This window comes from Streptomyces sp. NPDC003284, from assembly GCF_053589675.1.
Map to the genome: position 1 here is coordinate 73351 of NZ_JBSFSI010000029.1, position 19385 is coordinate 92735.

Annotated in this window: 13 protein-coding genes; 5 read left to right on the forward strand and 8 right to left on the reverse strand. The window is 74.7% G+C overall.

From position 1 onward, the window contains the following. The first annotated feature begins 280 nt into the window (after positions 1 to 280). From ACWDYF_RS35225 to ACWDYF_RS35240, 4 genes are all read left to right on the forward strand, one after another. Positions 281 to 1828 (forward strand): alpha/beta fold hydrolase, encoded by a 1548-nt coding sequence (locus tag ACWDYF_RS35225; protein ID WP_389473655.1) that lies wholly within the window; start codon positions 281 to 283, stop codon positions 1826 to 1828. Positions 1829 to 1985: 157 nt separating this feature from the next. After that, positions 1986 to 4370, forward strand: a complete 2385-nt coding sequence (locus tag ACWDYF_RS35230) for a phosphoketolase family protein (RefSeq protein ID WP_389473653.1) — start codon at positions 1986 to 1988, stop codon at positions 4368 to 4370. A 171-nt stretch (positions 4371 to 4541) separates the two neighbouring features. Then, positions 4542 to 5411: an MBL fold metallo-hydrolase gene (locus tag ACWDYF_RS35235; protein WP_389473651.1), complete on the forward strand. Its 870-nt coding sequence runs from the start codon at positions 4542 to 4544 to the stop codon at positions 5409 to 5411. Positions 5412 to 5493: 82 nt separating this feature from the next. Continuing rightward, a complete protein-coding gene (locus tag ACWDYF_RS35240; protein ID WP_389473649.1) occupies positions 5494 to 6387 on the forward strand; it encodes an NADP-dependent oxidoreductase in 894 nt (297 codons plus the stop codon). A 100-nt stretch (positions 6388 to 6487) separates the two neighbouring features. Here the strand turns inward: ACWDYF_RS35240 and ACWDYF_RS35245 are convergent, their stop codons facing one another. Genes ACWDYF_RS35245 through ACWDYF_RS35280 form a run of 8 tightly spaced genes read right to left on the reverse strand, consistent with a single transcriptional unit; the run spans position 6488 to position 18883 of the window. After that, entirely contained in the window at positions 6488 to 8464 is a 1977-nt protein-coding gene (locus ACWDYF_RS35245; RefSeq protein ID WP_389473647.1) for a TOMM precursor leader peptide-binding protein, read from the reverse strand. Next, positions 8457 to 9881 (reverse strand): hypothetical protein, encoded by a 1425-nt coding sequence (locus ACWDYF_RS35250; protein ID WP_389473645.1) that lies wholly within the window; start codon positions 9879 to 9881, stop codon positions 8457 to 8459. Before ACWDYF_RS35250 ends, ACWDYF_RS35245 begins: the two co-directional genes overlap by 8 nt. Before the next feature lie 58 nt (positions 9882 to 9939). Continuing rightward, the gene (locus tag ACWDYF_RS35255; RefSeq protein ID WP_389473643.1) at positions 9940 to 11301 is read right to left on the reverse strand and encodes a nitroreductase family protein; all 1362 of its coding nucleotides are present in this window, start codon (positions 11299 to 11301) and stop codon (positions 9940 to 9942) included. After that, entirely contained in the window at positions 11298 to 12668 is a 1371-nt protein-coding gene (locus tag ACWDYF_RS35260; RefSeq protein ID WP_389473641.1) for a lantibiotic dehydratase C-terminal domain-containing protein, read from the reverse strand. The genes ACWDYF_RS35255 and ACWDYF_RS35260 overlap by 4 nt, the downstream gene beginning before the upstream one ends. A gap of 59 nt (positions 12669 to 12727) precedes the next feature. Continuing rightward, positions 12728 to 13588: a lantibiotic dehydratase C-terminal domain-containing protein gene (locus ACWDYF_RS35265; protein WP_389473639.1), complete on the reverse strand. Its 861-nt coding sequence runs from the start codon at positions 13586 to 13588 to the stop codon at positions 12728 to 12730. A 47-nt stretch (positions 13589 to 13635) separates the two neighbouring features. After that, complete coding sequence (locus ACWDYF_RS35270; protein WP_389473637.1) at positions 13636 to 16524, reverse strand: lantibiotic dehydratase; 2889 nt, start codon at positions 16522 to 16524, stop codon at positions 13636 to 13638. Continuing rightward, positions 16524 to 17885: a nitroreductase family protein gene (locus ACWDYF_RS35275; protein ID WP_389473635.1), complete on the reverse strand. Its 1362-nt coding sequence runs from the start codon at positions 17883 to 17885 to the stop codon at positions 16524 to 16526. The genes ACWDYF_RS35270 and ACWDYF_RS35275 overlap by 1 nt, the downstream gene beginning before the upstream one ends. Continuing rightward, complete coding sequence (locus ACWDYF_RS35280) at positions 17882 to 18883, reverse strand: hypothetical protein (protein WP_389473633.1); 1002 nt, start codon at positions 18881 to 18883, stop codon at positions 17882 to 17884. Before ACWDYF_RS35280 ends, ACWDYF_RS35275 begins: the two co-directional genes overlap by 4 nt. A 215-nt stretch (positions 18884 to 19098) precedes the next feature. Here ACWDYF_RS35280 and ACWDYF_RS35285 point away from each other — a divergent pair, with 215 nt between their 5' ends. After that, positions 19099 to 19290 carry a thiomuracin/GE37468 family thiazolyl RiPP peptide gene (locus ACWDYF_RS35285; protein WP_018566125.1) on the forward strand — a complete coding sequence of 64 codons (192 nt, stop codon included), beginning with the start codon at positions 19099 to 19101 and terminating at the stop codon, positions 19288 to 19290. The last annotated feature ends 95 nt before the right edge of the window (positions 19291 to 19385 follow it).

Below are 19385 nucleotides of genomic sequence, written 5' to 3' on the forward strand. Positions count from 1 at the left end.
GGGCCGCTGCCGGACGGGCGCGGTGCCTTCGCCGCCCCGACCGCACCCTCAGTCGTAGGGGACACCCCCGAGGCGCAGTCTCCCCGGAGGGCGAAGGCGCAGGTCATCGCCCGTCCGCGAGCGCCGGACGGGAGGAGGACGCCGGGGGCGGCACACCGGCCGGACCACCGACCGCGGGCCGATGTGCCGGCCGGTGACCGCGGCCTAGCGTCGTCGGGCGGCGGACGGCGACGTGCGTGCCGTGACCCGCTGCCCCGGACCCGAAGGAGAAGACACGACGATGCTGTCCCCACGCGGAAGAGCCATGTGCGCCGCCGCCCTGGCGGCCCTGACGAGCGCGTCCCTGATCACCGGATGCACCACCCGGGCCGGGGCCGCGACCGACGGGCGGGGCCCGGCCCGCTTCGAGCACCAGACCCTGGCCTGGCACAGGTGCGCGGACGGCCCGAAGGACACCGAGGGCACGGCGCTCGACCGGGCCGGAGCCCGGTGCGCCGAGGCCACCGTGCCCCTGGACCACCGCCGCCCGGAGGGCCGCACCCTCACGGTCGCCCTCGCGCGACTGCCCGCCACGGACACCGCCCACCGGCACGGCACCCTCTTCTACAACCCCGGCGGCCCGGGTGTGCCGGTCCGCGCCCTCGCCCTGCAACTGCGGGCAGCGGAACCCGAGTTGGCCGCACGCTATGACGTGATCGGCATGGACCCGCGCTTCGTCGGCCGCAGCACCCCCCTCGACTGCGGCTGGCCGTCCGTCTCCATCGGCTCCGCCGGGACCGGCCGGGCCGGCTTCGAGAGGACCGTCGCACGCGCCAGGGACCTCGCGGCCCGCTGCGCGGACCACCGCACGGAGCTGCCGTACGTCTCGACCCGCGACACCGCCCGCGACATGGACGTGATCCGCGCCGCCCTCGGCGAACGCAGGATCAGCTATCTCGGCTCCTCCTACGGCACCTATCTGGGCCAGGTGTACACACAGCTCTTCCCGGGCCGCACCGACCGGGTGGTGCTCGACAGCACCCTGGACGCCGACACGTACGGCCCCGACCAGACCGCCGCCCTGGGCCCGGCCGTCACCCGGGCCCTGCGCCACTGGGCCGCCTGGGCGGCCCGCCGCGACCGCGCGTACGGCCTCGGCTCCACCACCGGCGAGGTCATGGACAGCGTCGGCGAGCTGAACCGGGCCGTCGCCCGCGCCCCGGTCCGGCTCGGCGCCCACACCGTCGACAGCGGCAACCTGCCGCAGCTCCTGTGGAACGTCACCGCGGGCGACAGCGACGAGACGTACGCGGGCTACGCCGCCGACGTCCGGGTGCTCCTGCGGGCCGCCCGCGGCGACGGCGCCGACCCCACCCCGAGCCTGGAGCAGGCCCTCACCGCTCTGGCCGCCCCGGACACGGACGGCACGTTCGCCGTCCAGACCGCGAGCCAGTGCGCGGACCGGGCGGCGGCCTCCCGCGATCCGGAGACCTACTACCGCGACATCCGGGCCCACCGCGCCGACGACCCGCTCTTCGGGCCGCTCACCCGCACCGTCACCCCGTGCACGTTCTGGCCGGCCGCCCCGGCGGAGCCGCCCACAGCGGTCCGCAACGACGTCCCCCTGCTGATGGTGGGCGACACCGGGGACCCGGCAGCCGTCTACCAGGGGCAACTGGCGGCACACCGCGCCCTGCGGGGCTCCCGCCTGGTCACCCTGCGCGGCGCCTTCCGCCACACCGTCTACGGCGGGCTCTTCGCCCCGAGGAACCCCTGTGTCGAACACGCCGTCAACGCCTACCTGACGACCGGTGTCCTGCCGTCCCGCGACAGCACCTGCCGGAACTGACCGCCGCCCCGTGCCTTTCGGCCGATCGGCCCTGCGGCACCGGCGATCCTGTGGAACGGACCGCTCCCGCGGGTACCCGTCCGTTCGGCGGACGGCGGGAGCCACCGGCCGGAACCCGCCGCCGCCCGGACCGTGCACCGACACGGAAAGGAACCCGATGTCCGTCGACACACAGCAGGCGCACACCCCCTTGACGGAGGAGGAACTCAGGGCACTGGACGCCCACTGGCGGGCCGCCAACTACCTGGCGGTCGGTCAGATCTACCTCCTCGCCAACCCGTTGCTGACCGAGCCGCTGCGCCGGGAGCACATCAAACCGCGGCTGCTCGGCCACTGGGGCACCTCACCCGGACTCAACCTGGTCCACACCCACCTCAACCGCGTCATCAAGGCACGGGACCTGGACGCGCTGTGCGTCTGGGGACCCGGGCACGGCGGGCCCGCGGTGCTGGCCAACTCCTGGCTGGAGGGCTCGTACACGGAGACCTACCCGGACGTCACCCGGGACGCGGCCGGGATGGAGCGGCTGTTCCGGCAGTTCTCCTTCCCCGGCGGGGTCCCCAGCCATGTCGCCCCCGAGACACCCGGCTCCATCCACGAGGGCGGCGAACTCGGCTACTCCCTCACCCACGCCTACGGCGCCGCCCTCGACAACCCCGGGCTGCTGGTGGCCTGTGTCATCGGCGACGGCGAGGCGGAGACCGGACCGCTGGCCGCCTCCTGGCACGCGAACAAGTTCCTCGACCCGGTCGACGACGGAGCCGTGCTCCCGATCCTGCACCTCAACGGCTACAAGATCGCCAACCCCACGGTGCTCGCCCGGATCCCCGAGGCGGAACTCGACGCCCTGCTCAGGGGCTACGGACACGACCCGATCCATGTCACCGGCGACGAACCGGCCGCGGTGCACCGGGCCCTGGCCGCCGCGACGGACACCGCCGTCGACCGGATCACCGCCCTCCAGCGCGCCGCCCGCGAGGACGGCGCCACCGAGCGGCCCCGCTGGCCGGTGATCGTCCTGCGCACCCCCAAGGGCTGGACCGGACCCGCCGAGGTCGACGGCCTGCCCGTGGAGGGCACCTGGCGCGCCCACCAGGTGCCGCTGGCCGCCGTGCGCGACAACCCCGCGCATCTGCGGCAACTGGAGGAGTGGCTGCGCTCGTACCGGCCGCGGGAACTCTTCGACGAGCACGGCACGCCCCGCCCGGACGTCCTGGCCTGCGTCCCGCACGGCACCCGGCGGCTCGGCGCCACCCCGCACGCCAACGGCGGACTGCTGCTGCGCGAACTGCCCCTGCCGCCACTGGAGAAGCACGCCGTCGCGGTCGACCGGCCCGGCGCGACCCTGCACGAACCGACCCGCGTCCTCGGCGACCTGCTCCGCGACGTCATGGCCGCGACCGCCGACCGCCGCGACTTCCGCCTCGTCGGCCCCGACGAGACCGCCTCCAACCGCCTCCAGGCCGTCTACGACGCCAGCGGCAAGGCCTGGCAGGCCCGGACACTGGACGTGGACGAACACCTCGACGGGCACGGCCGGGTCATGGAGATCCTGTCCGAACACACCTGCCAGGGCTGGCTGGAGGGCTACCTCCTCACCGGGCGGCACGGGCTGTTCTCCTGCTACGAGGCGTTCGCGCACATCGTCGACTCGATGGTCAACCAGCACATCAAGTGGCTGCGCACCACCCGACGGCTGCCCTGGCGCGCGCCCATCGCCTCCCTCAACTACCTGCTGACCTCGCACGTGTGGCGCCAGGACCACAACGGCTTCTCCCACCAGGACCCCGGCTTCGTCGACCACATCCTCAACAAGAGCCCCGAGGCGGTACGCGTCTACTTCCCGCCGGACGCCAACACCCTGCTGTCGGTGGCCGACCACGCCCTGCGCAGCCGCGACTACGTCAATGTGATCGTCGCCGGGAAGCAGCCCTGCTTCGACTGGCTCTCCATGGAAGCGGCGAAGGCGCACTGCGCGCGCGGAGCCGGTGTCTGGGACTGGGCGGGCACCGAGGACGGCTCCCGCGAACCGGACGTCGTGCTGGCCTGCGCGGGCGACGTGCCCACCCAGGAGGTGCTGGCCGCGGCCCGGTTGCTCCGCCGCGAGCTGCCCGGACTCGCCGTGCGCGTGGTGAACGTCGTGGACATCGCCCGGCTGCTGCCGAGCGAGGAACACCCGCACGGCATGAACGACTTCGAGTACGACGGCCTGTTCACCGCCGACAAGCCGGTGATCTTCGCCTACCACGGCTACCCGTGGCTGATCCACCGTCTGGCCTACCGCCGCTCGGGCCACCGGCACCTGCACGTCCGCGGCTACAAGGAGATCGGCACCACGACCACCCCGTTCGACATGGTGGTCGGCAACGACCTCGACCGCTACCGCCTCGTCATGGACGTCATCGACCGCGTCCCCGGCCTCGCGGTGCGCGCCGCCGCCGTGCGCCAGCGCATGGAGGACGTGCGGCTGCGCCACCACGCCTGGATCCGCGAGCACGGCACGGACCTGCCGGAGGTCGCCGACTGGACCTGGGACGCCTGACCGCCCCGAAGGGCGGGACAATCGGGTACGAACCACTCTTTCCGGCGGGCGGTGAGAGAGGGTGGTGTCGCCAAGCGCAAGATCTGCGGGACCTACCGGTCCCGCCGCCCGGTGGCGTATCCCTGGAGAGCGGCCCCGGCCGGGGCCGCCCCCGCTGGAAGGAGCCCTGCCATGAACGGCTGGTACGTGGACGACCGGTGCACCAACTGCGATGTCGCGCGGCAGTTCGCACCGGAGCTGATCGGCGAGTCGCAAGGACGCTCGCACATGCTGCGGGCGCCGCGCGACGAGGCGGAGACGAGGCGCTTACACGCCGCCGCCTTCGCCTGCCCCACCCGCTCGGTGCGCCCGGCGACCGGACGGCCGGACCCCGCGCTCGACCCCTTCCCGATGGCCCTGGACGACGGCGTGCTGATCTGCGGCCACAACTCCCGGCACACCGCGGGAGCCAACTCCTACCTGCTCAAGCGGCCGTCCGGCACCGCGATGATGATCGACACCCCGCGCTGGAGCCCCGCCCTCGCCGCGCGGTACGCGGCCGTAGGACCCGTGACCGACGTCCTGCTCACCCACCGGGACCACGCCGCCCACGGCCGCGACTACGCCGACCACTTCGGCGCCCGGCTGTGGATCCACGAGGGCGACCTCGACGCGGCCCCGGACGCGGACCGGGTGATCCGCGGTCTGGACGCGGTGGACGTCGGCGAGGGCGTCACCGCTCTGCCGCTGCCCGGCCACACCCGGGGGAGCGTCCTCTACCTCGCGGACCGGCGGTACTGCTTCACCGGGGACAGCTTCTACTGGTCGCGCACCACCGGTGACCTGGAGGTCGCGGAGAGCGTGACGTGGTACTCGGTCGAGGAGCTGGCCGCCTCCCTCGCCAGGGTGGCCGGAGAACTGCGGTTCGAGTGGGTCCTGCCGGGCCACGGTGACCGCCGTCGGCTGCCCGCCGACGAGATGTCCCGGCGGCTGCGCTCCCTCACCGAGCGCACCCGGCTGCTGCGGCCCCGCCCCATCGACTTCACCGCCGTCCGCTGGTGAGCGTGCGCACCGCGAGTGCCACTATCGGATGCAAAAGGCTAACCGTTTTTAAAACCTAACCGATAGTGTTAGGTTCGGCGGCATGAAGAAAGTGAGCTTCGCCGAGTTCGGCGGCCCGGACGTGCTGCGCCTCCTGGACGCCGAGGAGCCCCACGCGGGCCCAGGCCAGATACGTGTCGCCGTACGGGCGGCAGGTGTGAATCCCGTCGACTGGCGTGTCCGCGAGGGCCAGATCCTGGCGGCCCATCCCCTCGAGTTGCCCGCCGGAGTCGGCCTGGACGCCGCGGGGGTGGTGGACGAGGTCGGAGAGGGCGTCGAAGGGGTCGCGGCCGGAGACCGGGTGTTCGGCGAAGGGTCGAGCACCTACGCCGAGTTCGCCGTGCTGTCGGCCTGGGCGCTGATGCCCGAGCGCCTCACGTTCGAGGAGGCGGCCGGATACCCCTCCGTGGTCGAGACCGCGCTGCGCATCATCCGCGAGGTCGGTGTGCGGACCGGGCAGACGCTGCTGGTCAGCGGCGCGTCCGGCGGCGTGGGATCGGCGGTGCTCCAGATCGCCCGCGAGCGCGGCATCACCGTGATCGGCACCGCCGGGGCGGCGAACCAGGACTATCTGCGGAGCCTGGGCGCCCTCGCCACGACGTACGGGGACGGGTGGGCCGAGCGGGTGCGGCGGCTCGGCCGCGTCGACGCGGCGCTCGACCTGGCCGGGTCCGGTGTGATCCGTGAACTCGTCGAACTGACCGGCGATCCGCACAAGGTCGTCTCCATCGCCGACCTCGGCGCACCGGAGTTCGGAGCCCGCTTCTCCGGCGTGGCCGGCAGCGTGCCGGACGCGCTCACCGAGGCCGTGGACCTCATCTCCCGGGGACGGCTGCACATCCCGGTCGAGAAGACGTATCCGCTCCGCGACGCCGCGGCGGCACACATTGACAGCCAGGCCGGGCACACCCGCGGACGGCGCGTCCTGGTCGTCTGACCCGCCGCCGGACGGCACGGGACCGCGGGCCCGCGGGCCGGTGCTCGGGGCCCGCGGTCCCGCGCGGGGGACATGTGCGCCCGCGCCCGCGCGCTCGCCGTCACGGGAACGGGTGCGGATGCGGGTTGACCTCCTCGGGGCGGAGCGGCGCGGTGGTGTGGCCGAGGGTGTGCGGGGCGGTCAGCACACGGTCCAGACCGCTGATCCGGCGCAGATGATGGCCGAAGGTCATCGGCAGCAGGCCCGGGACGAGTGTCTTGACACAGGAGAGACCGGCCTCGGCGTGCACCGGGGTGGTCTGGTCGACGACGATCGCCTCCAGGCCGGACGCGGCGAAACGGCCCACCAACTCGTCCAGATCCGCGCGCAGATCGGCATGGCGCGGCCAGGCGTGGCGGTCGGTAAGCTCCCGCAGACCGGTGCGCTCCCGGGGCGGCCCGCCGCCCGGACCGAGCAGGAAGTCCAGGCGGCGGGCCGCCACCGGATCGCAGTACAGCAGCGCGTGATCGTCCATCAGCCGCACCTGCTCGGGGTCGTCGCGCATCCGGGCGGCGTCCGCCACACGCTGCGGATAGACCATCCGGTACGCCTCGACGGCGGTGACCAGCTCGTGCAGCGCGCCGAAGACACCGCGTTCGGGATCGAGCCCCGAACCCCCGGCGCACAGCACGCCCGGACGCGGCACCCCCGGACCGGATCCGGCGTCCGGCCGGGTGTCGACGGCGGCGGCCCAGAAACTGGGGATGCCCTCCGCGCCGGTCACGTCGAACACCTCGACGCGGTAGCCGGTGCTCTCGCGGATCCGGTCGGCGAGCAGACCGATCCGCCGGTCGCGCGCGGAGCGCAGATCGAGCGCGGGCGCCGGCAGCCGGGCGTACCAGGTGAGCAGGAAGGCGTCGCGCTCGGCGAGTTCCAGCAGACCGTACAGGGCGGCCTCCTCCACACAGCCGCCGAGCGCGCAGCCGTTGGAGATCTCGGAGACGAACGGCCGGACGTCCCCCGGGCTGTGCCGTCCCAGCCGGTAGTAGGCCAGGTGCTCGGGGACCAGGACCGGGCGCTCCCGGGTGAGCGAGTAGCCCCAGACCCAGGGCAGGTCGAGATCGGCGTGGTACGGCTGGAAGGGGAAGCCCGGCTCCCGGTAGCGGTGCGGTTCGTGGGCGCCGGTGGTCGCCGGGTCCAGGACGCCGCCGGGGTGCAGGGCGGCCAGTTCGCGGTGGCTGCCGCGCACCACGGTGCGCCGTCCCCCCGGACGGCCCCCGCCCAGCCGCTCCAGCGCCTCGGCGAGCGCGGTGACCCTGGCGGTACGGAAGTCGAGGGCGCGGCCGTACCCGCCGTCGACCGACTCGGGCGGGCCGACCTTGGCCTCGGCGAACGGCAGCGTGTGCAGGCCGCGGGCGCGCAGCCCCTTGAGGACGCCGGTCTCGTCGTCGGCGTAGCGGGCCTCCAGCTCCGTCCGCTCGGCACGCAGGTCCCGTACCCGCAGGACCGCCGGGTCCGGTTTGGGCCGGGGGACGCGCGGGATCACGGCACCGGCGGCGCAGTCGTCGGGCAGGCCGCCGCAGTGCGCGCAGTGCGGATCGGGCCGGAAGGCGTGGCGGCTGATCCCCAGATCGGCGAGGCGGAGCATGGTGACGGCGGGAGCGGTGTCGTCCGCTGCGGTGAGCCGGTGCAGGGCGAGGGTCGCGGCGAGATCGGCGGCCGCCGGGGTGAGCAGCGGGGACACCATGCCGGTCAGGCGGCTGCCGTGAGCGGCTTCCAGGGCCGCGGCCTCGGCCGCGTCGGCCCGCGCCCCGGCGCGCCGGGCCGCGAGGCACCGGTGGCAGCCGGGGACACCGGGCCGGACCAGCGGCCCGACGACCACGCGGTCCAGCTCCGCCACGACGAGCAGGAAGGGCGCTTCTCCAACGTCCTTACCGGAAAGTAGTGCTGACAGGGCGTCAGGTGTGTCGGCGGAGAAGATCCTGATGCCCGACCCGTCTGCCGGGGACGCGGTCGTCAGCCGCCGGGCCAGGGCACCGCCGACAAGGCCGCCGTCGTGGTGCAGTCGCGCGGCGACGGGCAGCAGGGTCTCAGTCATCGCAGCGCACCGCTTTCAGCAGGTGGGGCAGGACGTCGGTGGCCGCCGGGTCGTGGTCCAGCGGAACGACCAGCGCGCCGCGCGCGGGGCCGCGCAGATCGCTCAGCGCCGCCGCCAGCGCCTCGTCGAACGTGGCGCCCGCGCCGAGTCCGCGCGGTACGCGCGGCGCCTGAGCGGACACGGAGGCCGCCGGGACCAGGCGGGCCGTGCCCACCTCCGGGGACCAGGCCCATAGCGCGGGCCCCTCGGGAGTGCCGACGAACCGCCTTGGATCGAGGGCGAGTTGAGCGTAGTGGAGCAGGGCGCGTCGCGCGGTGCGCAGTCGTGCGGCGGTGAAGTCGCGGCCGGTGGCGTGGACCCGGTGCCCGGCCCGGCCGGTGTGCGGATCGCGTATCAGGGCGCTGGACGCGTGCCGGGGGAACTGTGGCAGCCCGCCCTCGTCCAGCTCCGCGAGCAGCCCGGCCCGTGGGTCGATGCAGTCCGCGGCACGCCGGGAGAACTCCTCGTCGCCGACCGCCGGGCCGCCGCGCAGGGCCGCGATCCGGGCGAGGAACGTCTCGGCGGACTGCGGTGCGGCCGGGAGCGCGGCCGGATGGGGCCGGTAGCGGTGCCGGGTGGTGGTGAGCGCGGCGGCGTCCAGCCGTACGAGGGGTTCCGGCGCGGCAGGGACCAGGACGGCCTGCCGGAACCGGTGCGCCAGCAGCACGGCGGCCGCCTCCGCACCCGGGGCGGGGCCGGGGACAGGAGTACGGGGCTCCGCGGTGCGGTCGGCGGCCCGGGTGCCGTGGACCCGCAGCCAGGCACCCGCCCAGCCGCCCGCCGCACGCTCCGCGCCGGGGGCGAGGGTCGGGCCCAGCCACCAGGCGGCGGCGTCGCGGACGGCGGCGGCGAACCACAGGCCGTGTCTGCGGCAGTCCTCGTCGAGCCGGGCGACGGACGGCGCGTCGGCGTCGGCCGTGAGCAGCAGCAGCGCGTCGTGGCCGCCCGCCGCCACCGCTGTCCGGGCCGCGTCGAGGTCCTCGACCGCCGTGGTGGTGTGCAGGCCGGTCAGCCGCAGCGCGTCCGCCTGGGCGCGGGTGTGCTCCGGGGCGCCGAGGAGCAGCACCCGCATCCTCGCGTGGGCGGCGGCGCGCGGGTCGGGCCCGGCGGCGGACCGCTCGTCGAGCAGACCGTGCGCGTCGAGGAGCCGCAGGACGCGCAGGACCACCGTGCGGCGGTTCTCGTCGAGACCGCCGACGAGCTGGTCGACCGTACGGGTGCCGTCGAGGAACGGTGCGAGCCGGTCCAGCCAGGCGGCGATGCCCGGCGCGGCGATCAGATCGGTGCCGCGGCTGGAGCGCACGTGCACGGTGCCGCTGCCGCTCGGGGTGAGGAAGACGTCGGGACGCAGAAGGGGAACGGAGTCGGAGGCGAGCACGGTGTCCTCGGCTGGGGAAGGGGGGAACGGTCGGCTGATGCGCTGAGGGCGGGCCGGGTCACCCGGTGGGAGGCGGTGGAACATCCGGGCCGAGGAGCAGGCGGTGGGAGGGCGCGCCCGCGCCGCGTTCCGGCCCGAGCAGCGCGGCCAGCAGCGTCGTACGGTCCGGAGGTGTGCGCAGGACGGCGTCGGCGGCCCCGGTGTCGGTGTCGCAGCGCAGCCCGGCACCCAGTCCGGTACGGGCCGTCGCCAGGCCGATGCGCTGGCCGAGGACGCCCGCCCGCAGATTGAGCATCCGGTACCAGCGGTCCCCGTACACCGGGTAGCCCGCCTCGTAGTTCCCGGTCACCACCACCGCGCAGGCGGCTTCGAAGGCGGCCAGCTCGCCCGGACCGCCCGCCGGGAACAGCTCCCGCGCGCCGACGCCGTCGGCGACCGGCACCAGCCGCCCGGTGCGCGGATCGCGGCGGTGGCAGCCGGGCGCGAGCCCGGTGACGCGGTGGGCCACCACGTAGAGGTCGCAGTCGGCGGGCGGGGTGTGGTCCAGTGCCACCGGGCGGGCCGCCCGGTCCAGAACGCCGAGCACCTGGGCCAGCGGGACCGGGGCGGGCTCGTAACCGGACCTGGCCGTACGGCGGTTCAGCAACGCGGCGTCGGACGCCACGGGGCCCGGCCGCCCGGCGGTGACGACGGCGTGGACGCGTTCCGTCTCCGCGTCCAGGCCGAGCAGCCGCCCCACGTGCTCCTGCGCGAACAGCGCGTGCGCCGTCGGCGCGGCACCGGCCGACTCCAGCAGGGTGAGCGCCTGCCCGGCCAGCACACCCGTGTCGAGCGCCTGGAGGCGGTGGCCGAACGGTCCGTAGCGGGCCAGGTTCGCCCCCAGCCGGCTGCTGATCAGCAGCAGCACCTCCGGCGGCGCCGCCGGAGGCGGGCTCAGCGCACCGGCGAGGTCGGCGCGCAGGTCGGTCTCGGAGAGCAGTTCGAGGGCGTGCGCCGCCGGCAGGTAGTGGCAGAGACCGGAGGAGGTCGCCACGTACACCTCGCCCGGATAGGTGCCGCCACCGGACGGCACCGGACGTCCGGCGCGTACGCGGCCGTCCGTCCAGTCGGCGCGGGTGACGCCGTTCAGCAGCGCGAGGAGGGCGCCCAGGTGTTCCAGATCCCGCGGGTCGGGGGCGAGGTCCGGGTCCGGGGACGGCGAAGGGCGGTCCGCCGTGGGAGCGGGCGGGAAGGCGGGCGGATACGGCAGCGGGAGGACGCGCGCCCCCGGATGGTGCTTGGGCGGGGTGCTGCCCGCCGCCGGGTCGATGGCGGGCAGCACACTGCCGTACCGGGCGTGGTAGCGGCGTGCCGCGGCACCGCCGGTCTCGTCGGACGGGGGACGGGTGCCGGAACCGGCAGCCGGTGCGGGGGCCGTCATCCGCGGGTCCGCGCGGGTACGGCGACGGCTCGCGGGGCACCGCCACCGCTCTGGCCGGTCTCCTCGCTCTCCTCGCTCTCCTCGCTCTGCTCGGTCTCCTTGGCCTTCTCGGTCTCGGGGCCGCGCGCGGTGCCGGTGTTCTCGGCGGTGGCCAGGACGAGTTGGAGCGCGCTGACCCCGTAGACCTCCTCCACGGCGTCGGCCGCCAGATGGCAGAGCAGATAGCGGCTCAGTCCCGGAAGGCCGAGCCGGGAGAGGTGGAGATAGGTGTAGTTGAGCATGAGGCGGTATCTCAGGAAGCGCGGATCGCGGTACATCATCCGCTTGTACGTCGGGCTGTCGCTGATCGCCCGGTGCAGCGGACTGGCGGAGAGCAGACCGCCGATGCCGTTCTCCTCGTCGTCCGGTATCTCCGCCTCCGGGATCTCACCGGCCTCGTAGAGCGCGGTCCAGCGGCTGCCCAGCGGGTCGATCGCGGCCACCCAGCGGTGCAGCGTCGCCGCGCCGCCCGGCTCGGCGAGGGCAGCGGCACCGGACGTACCGGACGCGGGCACATCGGTCGAGGGCAGGCCGGTGCCGGGCGGGACGGGTCCGGTGGGGACGGGTCCGGTGGGGACGGGTCCGGGCGGGACGGGGTCGAAGGCCGCGACCACGGCACGCACCTGCGCGGTGAGCACCGCGCGGTTGGCCGCGTAGCGCTGCTCGAAGCCCTGCCGCGCCCGCGGACCGGCCGTGCTCAGGTACCCCTCGGCGTGCGAGCGGAAGGAGACGAACCCGCGCCGGATCGAAGGGTCCTGCGGATGCCGGCACAGCGTGTGCGCGGTGGCGAGCATCAGGCGCAGGGCCAGTGTCTCGCGCGGCAGACCGGCGGCGACGGCCTCCAGGTGCTCGAACAGCAGGTCGTTGGTGCGCTCGTAGAACAGGGCGAGTTCATCGGCGCCCACCGGGCACCCGAGCACATCGATCCGGCGGTCGTGCTCCTCCCAGGTGATGGAGTTGTCCGGGGAGAAGGGAGTCAGCGGGCCGGTCTCCCGTTCGGCCTCGGCCAGGCGGCGGTGCAGCGGCAGCAGCGCGTCCTCGTCGGGCGCGGGCGCCGTGGACGGGTGTGCCCGCAGATGGCCGCCGATCAGTTCGCGTACGGCGGGCTCCACCACCTCGGCGAAGACGGCGGGTGTGGCCCGGACCACCAGGCGCAGATGCGGCCCGCGACGCCAGTGCCGCAGCACATGGGCCGCGGCGCCGTGAGCGGCGCACCGCTCGATGACCGGCCGTACGGCCCGCAGGATCAGCTGGTCGGTGTCGTCGCCGAAGTACGCGACATGAGCCGCGCGCCACTGGGGTTCGGCCGTCGGCGGGTTGCCTGCCATGGGGGAGTGCCTCCTTCGTGGTTCTCGGTCGGCCGGGGCTTCCCGGCGGGGGGCCGCGGTCATGCGGGACCGGTGCTGCCGGTGAGTTCCGCAACGGCGAGCCGGGCCAGGCCGCGCAGGGTCGCCTCCTGGTCGAGGCGTACGCCCAGGCGGTTGCAGGCCAGGTGGGTCAGGTGCCCGGCGAGCCGGGCGGGATCGGCGGCCTCCCGCTGGGCGCGGCGGCAGCCGGTGAGCCAGCGGGCCACCGGGTCGGCGGCGGCCCGCTCGTGTGCCACGGGGGTCTGTTCCGGGGCCGCCGCGTGCGCCGCCCGTGCCGCGCGGGCGACGCCGAGCAGCGCGTCGCGTCGGCCCCGGTACTGAGCCGCCACCGCCGGATCCGGCCGCCGCGCGGGCGGGGCGGTGCGCGGGTCCAGGGTGCCGGTCAGCAGGGCGAAGCAGTACGCCATCCGCTGGGCCGTGCTCCGGCGGGCGGCCACGGCGGCGGTGGCCAGCTCACTGCACACGCCGAAGGACTCCTCGGCCGCACGCAACGCCGTTCCCCGGCCGTACTTGGCGTGTTCGGGGCGGTAGGGGAGGAACGCCAGGCTGTCGTTGCGCGCCAGGGTTCCGGGTTCGCTCTCCGGTTCATGCGCGGTCAACTGCGCTGCGAGCGAATAATACTGACGTTCCGTCATCGGCGACGAGGCGGGCAGGACTTGGAAGAACGCCTCGGTGTGAGCGGTCAGCACGGCGCGCACCTCGGGTTCGGCGGCCGGTGCGGTGAGGCGTACCCGCAGGCGCAGATGCGGGCCGCCCTGCCAGTGGCGGAGGAAGAAGAGCAGGTCGATCAGGCCGCGTCGGCGCAGTTCGCCGGAGACCTCGCGGACCAGGTCGCGTATCACCAGGTCCAGCGGGTGGGCGGTGAAGACGTGAGCGCTCACCCATCGGTCCGTCGACCCTGCGTCGTCTGCGTCGTCGGCGGTAGGGGTCAGCATGTTTCCGACCGGCCCTGTTGCGCCGGGACCGTGGTGGCGGGCAGCTCGATCAGGAATTCGGCGGCGTGGCGGCGGCCGTCCCGGTGGGCGGGCGCGTCGTGGAGGTCGGGCAGGGCCTCGGTCAGGAGCAGCGGCCGGTTCGTGGCCGCCGCCCGCTCGAACACACGCAGCAGATGGGGATGGGAGAAGTCGAGGTAGACCGGCTTGCGGTCCTTGTCGTGCAGCGCGGGGCCCGCGAAACCCCCGGCGGGGCGCGGGGTGAGCACGCGCAGGAAGCAGCGCCGGGGCAGGCCGAGGGCGGCGCGCCAGGCGTGTACCCGGACCAGGTGGGCGGCGTCCTGCTCCCCGGCGGCGCGTACGGGCGCCTGTCCCCGGCCGACGAACCATGCCGCGCGGCGCAGCACCACGCTTCCGAGCGCGAGCCGGGGCATCTTCGTCCAGCCCGTCCCGGGTGCCGTCCCCGCGCCGGGGCGGGGCGGAGCGGCGGCCGGGTCCGGCTGGAGGAACTGCCAGAGCTGGGGCCAGTCCGACCAGAAGGTGTACGAGGCCGGGCCGAAGACCTCCACCAGCAGCCGGGCCGGCAGCGGAAGCAGCGGGGTGGCGAGCAGGCCCAGGTGCAGTGGTCGTACGACGCGGCCGGTGGGGCGGTGGGTGAGGCGCAGGTGCCCGGTGTGCCGGTCGTGCGCGACGTCCAGGTCGGCGGGTCGGATCAGCCGGCCGGGGGGCCGGTGCGAGGTGGAGCCGTGGAGGTCGATCGCGTACCGGGTGGCGGGGGCGCGCTGGTTGAGGGCACTGCCGAAGGCGGCGTCGAACTCGGCGTACAGGATGCCGCTCTGTTCGCTCTCGGGTGCTGTGAGGGTCGTGGCCGGGTCCGGGTGCGTGCGCGGTGCGCCGAGGAGGCGGGCGGTCCGGGTGCGGCCGGTGCCGTGGCCGCCGGTGACCGTGTTGAGCACCAGCGCGGGACCAGTGCCTGTGTCCGTGTTCGTGGCCGGGTGTGTGTCTGTGTCTGTGCCGGGGAGTGTCTGGACGTAGCAGGTGTGGCGGTCGTCGGAGGTGTGCGGGTCGGGCCAGGCGGCGCACAGCTCGCGGACGGCTCGCGGGTCGAGCCGGACCGTGCCGTCGGGGCCGGGCGCGGTATCGGAGATCAGACGGCGCAGTTCGTCCTGCCGTCGCGTGTCCCGCGCGGTGGCGAACACTGAATCCGGTGCGTCCGGGGTGTTCGGTTCGGCTCGGTCCCAGTGGGCGCCGAAGTCCTTGAGGAAGGTGGACAACGGCCGTACGAAGCCCGGCCCGTAGGCGGTCGCGGCGCGCTGTCCCAGCGCCTCCCGCCGGGGCGCGAGGGTGTCGAAGGGGGCGAGCAGGGCGGGCACCAGGGCGAGATCCGCGAGGGCGGTCCGCCAAGCGGCCGGGTCGAGGACGGCGGCGGTACCGGTGACGACGGTGTTGTGGAAGTACGGTGTGCCGCGCTCCGGTCGCCCGGCCGGACCGAGCAGTCCGAGCCGGTGGGCCGCGTCCGTGGTGCGGGTGTGCACGGTGGCGGCGAGACGTCCGTGGGATCCGGGCTCGGCGTCGCGGGCGGCGTCCGCTGCGTCGCGGACCGCGCGCAGATCGGCGAGCAGGAGCCTGACGCGGTCGGCCGCCTGAGTATTGGTGGGCTGTGCGCCGGTCGGTTGTGTGTCGGCCGGTGCGGGCAGGCGCTTGCCGAGCCAGTCGCAGAGCGAGGCCGCGTCCAGTTCCTGGTCCGGGAGGCCGAGGCGTACTTCCAGCAGCCCCAGCCGGACGAGCTGTGCGACGACGGCGTCTGCGGCGTCTGCGGCGTCGGCGGTGTCTGCGGTGGCCGCCCCGGGCCGGGCAGTGGTGCCACCGGTCGGGCCGGGGGCGCCGAGCAGGGCGCGCAGCCGCCGGGGACTTCCGGCCTCGGGGACCGCCGCCAGGATCGCCTCCAGCGCCGGTGTGGCGGGCAGCGAGCGTACGGCACCGGACGGGCCCGGCACGGTGAACAGCCACTCCTCGTCCCCGCCCGGGGAACGTACCCGGGTGGCCCACGGGTTGACCCGCACCACGGCCTCCTCCAGCTCGGGCAGCAGGGCGAGGGCGGCGGCGATCCGGGACAGCGGCAGCAGACCGGCTTCGGCCACCTCGGTCCGGACGGTGCTCTCCAGGCGTACCGCGGCGTCCGCGTCCGCCGCCCAGCGGCCGAACCCGCTCGCGGCGAAGGTGGTGAGCGGGCTCGGTTTGGCCATCGCGCGGGCCGCGTACTTGGCCAGCCGGACGGCCGCCCCGTCCAGTGGCCGCCGTCCGGCTCGGGCGCGTTCGCGCCAGCGCAGCACGTCCGCGTACAGATCGGCGCTGGCATACCCGAGACCGGCGGCGAACGCCCGGTCCTCGACGAGCCCCGCCAGAGCCGCCGCGGCGGAACGGGTCTCGGCGGGGAGGAGACGCCCCAGCTCGGCGAGGAGTTCGTCCCGGGTGCCCAGCAGGGCGGTGTGCCGGTGCAGGTCCTCGGCGAGGGCGGCGCCGAGGATGTGCGCCGGGGCCGCCCTGTCCAGCAGCGCGGCGATACGGGCGCCTTGATGGACGGCTCGGCGCAGCCCCACCAGCCGGGCCTTGAACGGGCGCGCGGCCTCCGTACCGATCACCCCGTGCAGTTCCTCGCCGAGGCGCGCCGCTTCGAGGGCGAGCCGCTGGTCCAACGAGGCGATCCGCACGGCGAGTTCGGTGCTGTGCGGGATGCGGGAGGCGTCCAGCGCGGTGGCGGGCAGACCGGCGACGCGTACGCCGAAGGGGGCGGAGAGGACGTCGGCGGAGGATGCGGGGCGCGGACCGGGAGCGGGGCAGGTGGCCGCGGGGGCGGGGCGGACGGGTGGAGTCCCGGCGCTCATCAGAAGACCACCGGGACCCGGAAGGAGGCGCCGGGCCGCGCCGTGCCGAGGGCCACCTGGAAGAGGACCGTCTCCTCGTCCGGGGACAGGCCCAGCAGATGTGCGGCGCGGGCGGCGTCGTAGCCGTTGTGCACCCGGGCGGAGAGCCCGTGCCGGGCGGCGACGACACAGATCCGGTGGGCCACCGCCCCCGCGGTCAGATGCAGCCTGCGGAACGCGTCCGCGCCGTACTTCGCGACCGCCTCGCCGCGCCGGACGGCGATGTAGGCCGTGCAGGCGGTGGCGCGGAAGTTCATCGACACCCGGCCCTCGGTCTGCCCGATCTGTTCCAGCAGCGGAAGCGGGTCGCCGTCCTGGACCCGGCGGGTCTGTCCGCTGTCGTGCACCAGGTGCCCCGGCTCGGTGCCGGTGACCCGGCTGACCAGCAGATGGCAGGAGAAGTCGTCGAACGGCGCGTCGGCGAGGGCGGCGCCGAGGTCGGTGAGCAACCGCGCCGGGGCGGCCACCGGGGCCGGGTCGAAGATCGCGGCACCGGAGTGGCGGGCCCGCAGCACCGAGGCCAGGTCGGGCGGCAGCCAGGGCGGGCCACCGGCCCTCGGGGAGGCCGGATCGGCAACGGTGGCCGGATCGGCAACGGTGGACGAATCGGGGCCCAACTCCACGTACCCCATGGGGTGTTCACCGGTCTCCGGCAGCCAGTTCGCGCACAGCCCGAGCAGGGTCCCCAGGTCCGCGCCGGGCCGGGCGGGCAGGCCGAGCGCGGCGGCCACCAGGTGCACCGCCCCCAGCAGCATCCCCGCTTCCTGGGCGCACAGGCGCGGCGCGTAGTCGCCGTAGAGGCGCGCGGTGCGGGCGAAGCGGCTGGTGATCGCGAGGAATGCGGGCGGGCCCGGGGCGAACGGCCGACGGGCCGCCGAGGGGACGCCGAGGCCGACGAGCTGATGACGAAGCGGATCGAAGCGGTACGCCGCCTCGGGGGTGACCAGGGTCAGTTCGCTCGGGTAGCGGCAGCGGGCGGAGGCGACCGCACGGTGCAGTGGGCGGCCGCCCGGGGTCGGATCGTGCTGGAGCAGACCGTAGGAGTAGTGCAGCAGCGCGGCGAGGACGGCAGGGTCGGCGAGGCCGGCCGGGGAACCGGGGGAGGGCGGGAGCCGCAGCGGTGGCGGCGCCAGCGGCAGGCGGGGACCGGCGGGAAGCGGGTCCTGGCCGGGGTCGGTCATGCCCGGGACCGGGGCACCGGCGGCGAGCGTGTCCGGGATGGCGCGGCGGGAGTAGACCGCCTCGGACCAGAGGGCCATGGGGAACGGGCCGTCGGGCACCGTCACCTCGGCCGGGCGCGCAGCGCTCGCTGTGCCGGTCACGCCGCGTCCGCGCCGACGAGGCGGCCGGTGCGCAGGTCCAGTGCCACCGGCTCGGCGACCGGTGAGGGGCGGCCGTCGAGGTCCGGGCCGTCCAGCCCTGCCGTCCGGTACAGCAGGTGCAGGCAGAGCTGGTCGGCGGCGAGTGCGGCGACCGGGCCGCCGAGGTAGGAACTCGGCTTCCGTGTCCGTGTGTTGCCGCCGGTGCTTGCGGTCGTCTCCCGTGCGGTTCCGCCGTTGTCGGACGAGTCGCCGGGGGGTGGTGACTCCGACGAACCGCGGGGCTCGCTCACGGCGCTGATCACGATGTGGTCCCCTCGGCCCACCGCCTGCCCGTACCGGACTCCGGCGCGTTCCGCGAGGGTGTGGGCCCGCGCCATGGAATCGGGGGTGAACACATCGGAGCCGAGCAGTAACACGCCTGTGTCGGGAGGGAGTCGGTCGAGAGGGCCGTCCAGTTCCTCGTATCGGAAGGAATGGTCCTCCTCGCGCAGCAGCGCGACGCAGTCCCGCAGCCGGGCCGTGCCGTCGTCCGCGGCCTCGTCGATGTGCAGGCGTATGTGTGCCACACCCGAGGCGATCAGGGCGAGAACGAGGGCACCGGCCAGCCGCCCCGCACCGACCACCACGGGGGCGCAGTCGCGGTACCGCTCGAAGCGGTGCTCGGGCGAGTCGGCGCGCGCCGCGACGAAGTCGATCAGCGAGGCGTGCCGTGCGCGGACCTCCGGACTCAGTCCGTGCGGCAGATCCCGCGCGGCGTCCCGTGCGAAACCCTCCCTGACCAGCAGGTCCACCAGTGTGCGGACATGCCGGGCGGCCTGCGGCGCGAGGCCGGCGGTGAGCTGGTCCAGACTGCTCCGGCCGTCCAGGAACGGGCGCAGCCGCTCCAGCCAGGGATACATGCCCGGCAGTGCGAAGGCGGCGGTGTGCCGGGGCCCGCTGATCACCACGCCTCGGTCGGAGGGCAGCAGATGTGTGTCGGGAAGCAGTCTCGGCCTCATCGCCACCTCCATCGGGACGCCGCTGCGGGAAGGTGCTTCCGTGGGCGAGCAGCCGCCGACGGAAGCCGTGATGCGTGGCCTCTCGGCGGCCGACACTAACCGATTCAAATGGTCTAGTCCATCCCCTTCACAAGGGAGGACCGCCACGCTAATGTCCCAACTCGTTGTCGCCAACACATTGTTGACGGCATGTCAAATCGGGAAGGAGGGTTCTGATGAACGAGTTCAGCAATGGCACGCCCTCGCTCGCTGACGCGGTCGCCGACCTCGCGCTGGACCTCGACCTCGGCTCGCTGGCCGAGGACGAGCACAGCCAGTCGCTGACGGCGGGCCACGGCATGACCGAGGTGAGCGCGTCCTTCTGCTGTGCCCCGCCGCCGAACTGCTGCAACTGCAGCTGTTCCTGAGCCGGCCGGCGGCGTGTGCCGGGCGGGGGGGGCGGCCCCCCCCCCCCGCCCCCCACCCCCCCCCCCGCAAACATAACGAAGGAGTAAACAGTGGT